The sequence below is a fragment of the Holdemania filiformis DSM 12042 genome (assembly GCF_000157995.1).
GTDB classification, from domain to species: domain Bacteria; phylum Bacillota_I; class Bacilli_A; order Erysipelotrichales; family Erysipelotrichaceae; genus Holdemania; species Holdemania filiformis.
In genome coordinates, this window is sequence record NZ_GG657558.1 from 205,328 (window position 1) to 209,855 (window position 4,528).

General features: G+C 47.2%; 3 protein-coding genes and 1 pseudogene. 2 read left to right on the forward strand and 2 right to left on the reverse strand.

Annotated features, from left to right (window positions below):
• Nucleotides 1-1,237, reverse strand: a pseudogene (locus HOLDEFILI_RS19805) (hypothetical protein); the annotation flags it as partial.
• Complete coding sequence (locus HOLDEFILI_RS11590) at nucleotides 1,234-1,758, reverse strand: hypothetical protein (RefSeq protein ID WP_006059899.1); 525 nt, start codon at nucleotides 1,756-1,758, stop codon at nucleotides 1,234-1,236. The gene HOLDEFILI_RS11590 and the pseudogene HOLDEFILI_RS19805, both read right to left, overlap by 4 nt.
• 220 nt (nucleotides 1,759-1,978) lie before the next feature.
• Here HOLDEFILI_RS11590 and HOLDEFILI_RS11595 point away from each other — a divergent pair, with 220 nt between their 5' ends.
• Both HOLDEFILI_RS11595 and HOLDEFILI_RS11600 read left to right on the forward strand, forming a co-directional pair.
• Nucleotides 1,979-2,794: a BadF/BadG/BcrA/BcrD ATPase family protein gene (locus tag HOLDEFILI_RS11595; protein ID WP_039864834.1), complete on the forward strand. Its 816-nt coding sequence runs from the start codon at nucleotides 1,979-1,981 to the stop codon at nucleotides 2,792-2,794.
• Between the two features lie 134 nt (nucleotides 2,795-2,928).
• The gene (locus tag HOLDEFILI_RS11600) at nucleotides 2,929-4,287 is read left to right on the forward strand and encodes a M14 family zinc carboxypeptidase (RefSeq protein WP_006059902.1); all 1,359 of its coding nucleotides are present in this window, start codon (nucleotides 2,929-2,931) and stop codon (nucleotides 4,285-4,287) included.
• The last annotated feature ends 241 nt before the right edge of the window (nucleotides 4,288-4,528 follow it).

Below are 4,528 nucleotides of genomic sequence, written 5' to 3' on the forward strand. Positions count from 1 at the left end.
TGCTTTGAGGTGTATATCCCGCTACGGATAATGATTGTGCATCGGTTAATTCGCCAAAATTACCTAATTTAGTTTCAGCTAATTCCTTATTTTCTATATATTCACCATTATCATTTTCAAAGAAATGTTTCACTGTATAATTAATCGGATTCGCCTTATATATAATTTCCGCAGACAAATTACCTTTTTCAGCAAACACTCCTGTAATGTGATTATCTGTGAATTGGAAATTGCTTTCATCGAGTAACTCAGCCGTGTACCCTTCGATAGCAGGAATTTCGTAATCAACCAAAAATTCATTATTTTCGTTACGCGTTGTTTCGAAAGTGTATGAATTTAGGGCCATAGCTCCAGTTTCATAACTAAATTTTACTGTAACTACCAGTTTATCTTCTGTCGGTATAATTCCAGGATTATCTTCTGTTAGTTCACCCACATAAATAGATCGCGTGTTGATTTTGGGCATAATCAATTCATAACCATCTGCAATTTCGTAATTAAATACTATATTTGCTTGTCCCTCATCATCAAAGCTTTCTTTAGATATACTTTTTTCTGTAGTTACCAGTTTTATTCCTTCACGAACAAATTCACAATTTTCCGCAACATAAATGTTATTGACAAAATCTTCATCACTCAAATCAATAATTTCAACACGAATATAATTTCCAATATTCGTTTTTAAGATATGAGAAATTGCCAATTGATATTTATTAGCAGTTGGATCCGTTGGTTCTTCCGTTACATCCGGGGTATTCGTCACCTCCGGTGTAGCCGTTACCTCCGGTGTTGGATCAGGAGTAATCGTCGGTGTAGGTTCCACCGTCGGATCCGGCTGTTGGATTTCTTCAGATTCATTACTCTGAGAAGCTGTTGAATGAGCCGTGATGTTAAGAGAATGTTCCCCTGCCTGGACGTCTGTGGATTCATTGAATTCCGTACCGTCCAAAATCATTGAATCAATTTCATAACCTTCGTTGGCTCTTACGGTCAGGGTGCCCGGTGCGACTGATTTCGGCGCTGTTACTGTCTGACCATTGACAGTAACGCTTACAGCTAAGCTCGCTTCGCTATCATTCGCATCGGTCCCGTTGTTGTGTGATTCAATGCTGATTACAGAATCGACATCAAAGCTTTCCGCTACAACCCGAATCGGCATATCCGTAAAGCAGGACAACGTCATCGCGAAGACGGTCAGCATCTTTAATACTCTGTCAAACCTGTTCTTAATCTTCATTCTCGTTCCTCCTTTCTATCTTTGATCATTTTTCCATTAACGCCGATCTTCTGATTTCCTGCAATCCATTCGATTTCAGTTTCGTCGTTAATGACCGTAATGATAGCGTCTTTGTGGATTCCCGGTTCAAACACTGTCGGCTCTGCTTTCTTCAGGACGATCGCAGTTCCCCGTTTTACTTTTAAACCAGCTTCCTCCTTGTCGTATTGGATCTTGGAATGCTTGGGATTCTTATAACCCCAGGTGACTGTGTAACTGCCGTCTCCATTGGAATCCACTTGATCGACAAACAAGCTGAGATTCTGATTCTTTGTTTTGAATGCAGCCGCAATCACCAGGATGCCGGCAGCAAGGAAAGCAAAGAGGAGCGCAGAATCCTGATTTCTGCGGGCAGCCTGCGGTGTTTCTTCATCTTCAATTTGTTCAGTTTCCGGCTCCGGTGTCGCTGAATCCGCTAATATTCGTATTGGACTCATCACCAACAACATTGCCATCAAACTAAGAATTAACCCTTTCCGCATACTGTTCACCTCCAAGACACCCTCATTCTATCAAGGGGTGGTTATAAAACGGTTAGATATCCCATTTTCAATGGGGAAAGTTTTTAATTCATTCTAACTTTGAACGGAATTCACGAATGATCTCTTTCCTTATTTATAGAGAGATAAAATGATTGCGGAATCATTCCGATCACGGTATAACTAACTTATTCATACGCCCGCAGAAAGGATGAAGATCTTTATGAAAATATATTTAGGCGCAGATCTGGGAGGGTCCGCTACAAAATTGCTGCTCTGCGATCCTCACGGCAAGCTTCTCGCTGAAACCCAATGTCCATTGATCCGCACATCCGCAGCGCTGACCGCCGCGGTTCATGCCTTTTTAAAAACACAGGGAAGGGATGAGGAAGAAGTGGAAAGCATGGCGATGACCGGTGTCGGGAGTTCTTTTATCGAAGGCCCGGTGATTGGAAAAGAGCCATTAAAAATCGACGAAATGCAAGCTGTGGGCCAGGGTGCGCAAGCTTTATCGTGTCAGCAAGATATTCTGGCTGTCAGTATGGGCACCGGAACAGCGCTAATCCGGGCGGATCATGCCCGGATCCGACATATCGGCGGCACCGGTGTCGGAGGCGGCACGCTGGCGGGGCTGGCGCTGCGGCTAACCGGAATGGAAACCGCGGATTTTATCCAGCTGTCGCTCTCCGGTCATTCCGCGAATGTCGATCTGAAGGTCGGCGATCTGACCCGCGATACGATGCAGACGCTGAATTCCGATCTGACCGCCGCGAATTTCGGAAAGCTGGACGCTCGGGGCAGCGCCGCAGACCAGGCTGCCGGACTCATCAATATGATTCTCGAAACGATCGGCGTCATGGCAATTCTGGCAGTACGTCAGGACACAACCCGAACGATTGTGCTGACCGGTGCGCTGGCTGTCTTGCCGCAGGCCAAACCGCTTTATGATAGGATGAGCCGGATCTATAACGTGAACTTTCTGATCCCCGATCACGCGCCTTACGCCGCGGCGCTGGGCGCGGTATTGACGATTCTGTAAATCCGCAGATTGAAAATTGTTACAAGCGGGAAAAGATCTTTTTCGCATTTTCAGCATTCTTTTTTCAGAAAGCGCCGCCCAAAAGGAACCGCTCATGATAAAATGAATCTACTTGCTGAAAGGAGAAACAAAGCATGGACTTTAAAAAACTAATCGACGAAATCCCGGCCTACGACCATTTTTTGACCGTGGATGAAATGGACGCCAGCACTCTGAAGCTGGCCGAAGACTATCCGGATCTGGTCACGGTCACGCAAGAGGGGACATCCCGCGGCGGTCACCCGATCTACTGCCTGAAGATCGGTGACGGCCCGAAGAACGCCTTTATGTTCGGCTGTCCGCATCCGAACGAACCAATGGGCGCGATGATGCTGGAATATTTCTCACGCCGTTTATGCGAAGATGAAGCGCTGCGCCGCGAACTGGGTTATACCTGGTATCTGATCAAAAGCATCGACGTCGACGGCACAAAACTGAATGAAGGTTGGTTCAAGGGGCCGTTTACGATTACCAATTACGCCCGGAATTTCTTCCGTCCGGTCGGTTCGGAACAGGCGGAATGGACGTTCCCGTTCACCTACAAAAATTACAGCTGGACAACGCCGATTCCGGAAACTCAGGTGCTGATGAACATCATCGACCGCGTGAAACCGGAATTCATGTATTCGCTGCACAATGCCGGCTTCGGCGGCGCATATTGGTATGTATCCGGCGATGAGCCAAGCTTATGGGACGGTTTCTACAAAGCGGCGGAAAAGCAGAATGTCCCGCTGAATCTGGGCGAACCGGAAATGGTTTACGTCACGCAATACGCTCCGGCATGCTACAAAATGACGGGTTCCAAAGATTCTTACGATTACTATGAGCAAAGCATGGAACATCCGGAAGCGATGATGAGCTGCGGCACCAGCTCCGACGATTACGCTTCTCAATACGGCACCTACACGCTGGTCGCCGAGCTGCCTTATTTCTTCTCCCGCAAAATTGTTTCGGACACGATCATGCCGTTCACCCGCGCGGAAGCAGCGATCAAGGGCGAGCAGGTCAATCATGATCAGATTGAACAGATCGGCAAGATCCTAAAACCGGTTAAGCCGTGGCTGACAGAGGATAATCCGTTCCCGAAGATCGTTTTGCTTTCCGTGGATAAAAACGACGCGTCCACGCAGGCGCAGATTGATTATTATAAAAAGACGGAAGCTTACCAGCAGCCGTGCAAGGAATCGGAGGCCTTCGACTGCCTCGATATCACGCGTTTCTACACACTGCTGAGCTGGGGCTTGAGCGTGCGCGCGATCAACTACGCGATCGAGCACACCGATATTGATCCGCAGCTGGCCAAGACCGCGCTGGAACAGGCGCAGGCTGGTTTCGACAAGTTAGCGGCGGAGTTGGAAAACGATATCGATTATTCCGTCGTACCGATCCGCAGCCTGATCGGCGTGCAGCTGGAAAGCGGTATGCTCGTGGCCGATCTCCTTCGTTCTAAATAAAGGAAAAAAGGAAAATCGTGTTTCAGATTTTCCTTTTTCTATGTTTACAATTTAGCGCCCATCAGAATTTGATGGAGTAATAAAGTATATGGCGGAGGATCGCCGTTTATTATTCGCCTTTCAATGTGATCGGACGACGGTTTTCATAAGCATTTTTATTCGCCTGAATGAAATCGCCATGTCCGTCTTTCAGGGAAATCGTCGCGCCGGTGCGGACGTCTTCCAGCATCTTCTTTTCATC